General features: G+C 41.8%; 2 protein-coding genes and 1 pseudogene. All 3 read left to right on the top strand.

Features of this window, described 5'->3' with window-relative positions:
• Positions 1-156 precede the first annotated feature (156 nt).
• Positions 157-483 (top strand): annotated as a pseudogene (lcrR, locus tag ACS8YF_RS19500) (type III secretion system chaperone LcrR); the annotation flags it as partial.
• A gap of 41 nt (positions 484-524) precedes the next feature.
• A complete protein-coding gene (gene lcrG / locus ACS8YF_RS19505; protein WP_440851754.1) occupies positions 525-812 on the top strand; it encodes a type III secretion system chaperone LcrG in 288 nt (95 codons plus the stop codon).
• A 1-nt stretch (position 813) separates the two neighbouring features.
• The coding region (gene lcrV, locus ACS8YF_RS19510) for a type III secretion system needle tip protein LcrV (RefSeq protein ID WP_440851755.1) at positions 814-1,664 on the top strand (851 nt) is incomplete at its 3' end.

A 1,664-nucleotide genomic window follows, 5' to 3' on the forward strand; every position in this document is an offset into this window, starting at 1 on the left:
AAAATAAACAAATAGGGGTTCCGCGCACATTTCCCCGAAAAGTGCCACCTGACGTCTAAGAAACCATTATTATCATGACATTAACCTATAAAAATAGGCGTATCACGAGGCCCTTTCGTCTTCAAGAATTCTCATGTTTGACAGCTTATCATCGATAAGCTTGCCTGGCGCGTAGAAATTGAACAAAGGCGGGTTTGGATCGTGCTTATCCAACGAGTGGAACAACGTCGAGGGCTGAAAAATCCCTTCGCGGCACTTTATATGTTAGCTAATGCAGCGCGGGCCGTTCTTGGCCCTGACTATTATCTGTATGGCAATGTCGATGTACTGGCGGGGAGTTCTCTCAGTACGCAACGGCTCGCTCATTTTTATCGGCGTTGGACCGAGGCCAAAGAATTAAGCACCGGGTGGTTCTCACTAAAAGTATCACAAGTCATCACCTTATCTAATATGAAAAAGCGACAAAACAACGGCTTTGCCTGACAAGCTAAATAAAAATAACGTAATAGAATAGGAGGTAGATTATGAAGTCTTCCCATTTTGATGAATATGACAAAACGCTTAAACAGGCAGAACTGGCAATAGCCGACAGCGATCACCGCGCAAAATTATTGCAAGAAATGTGTGCTGATATCGGCTTAACGCCTGGAGCCGTAATGAAGATATTTGCGGGCCGTTCCGCCGAAGAGATAAAGCCAGCGGAGCGCGAGTTGCTTGATGATATTAAGCGCCAGAGGGAGAGGCAGCCTCAACATCCCTACGATGGGAAGAGACCAAGAAAACCAACGATGATGCGAGGGCAAATTATTTAATATGATTAGAGCCTACGAACAAAACCCACAACATTTTATTGAGGATCTAGAAAAAGTTAGGGTGGAACAACTTACTGGTCATGGTTCTTCAGTTTTAGAAGAATTGGTTCAGTTAGTCAAAGATAAAAATATAGATATTTCCATTAAATATGATCCCAGAAAAGATTCGGAGGTTTTTGCCAATAGAGTAATTACTGATGATATCGAATTGCTCAAGAAAATCCTAGCTTATTTTCTACCCGAGGATGCCATTCTTAAAGGCGGTCATTATGACAACCAACTGCAAAATGGCATCAAGCGAGTAAAAGAGTTCCTTGAATCATCGCCGAATACACAATGGGAATTGCGGGCGTTCATGGCAGTAATGCATTTCTCTTTAACCGCCGATCGTATCGGTGATGATATTTTGAAAGTGATTGTTGATTCAATGAATCATCATGGTGATGCCCGTAGCAAGTTGCGTGAAGAATTAGCTGAGCTTACCGCCGAATTAAAGATTTATTCAGTTATTCAAGCCGAAATTAATAAGCATCTGGCTAGGAGTGGCACCATAAATATCCATGATAAATCCATTAATCTCATGGATAAAAATTTATATGGTTATACAGATGAAGAGATTTTTAAAGCCAGCGCAGAGTACAAAATTCTCGAGAAAATGCCTCAAACCACCATTCAGGTGGATGGGAGCGAGAAAAAAATAGTCTCGATAAAGGACTTTCTTGGAAGTGAGAATAAAAGAACCGGGGCGTTGGGTAATCTGAAACACTCATACTCTTATAATAAAGATAATAATGAATTATCCCCCTTTGCCACCACCTGCTCGGATAAGTCCAGGCGGCTCAACGACTTGGT

Source organism: Salinisphaera sp. SWV1, from assembly GCF_052044155.1.
Classification (GTDB): Bacteria; Pseudomonadota; Gammaproteobacteria; order Nevskiales; family Salinisphaeraceae; genus Salinisphaera.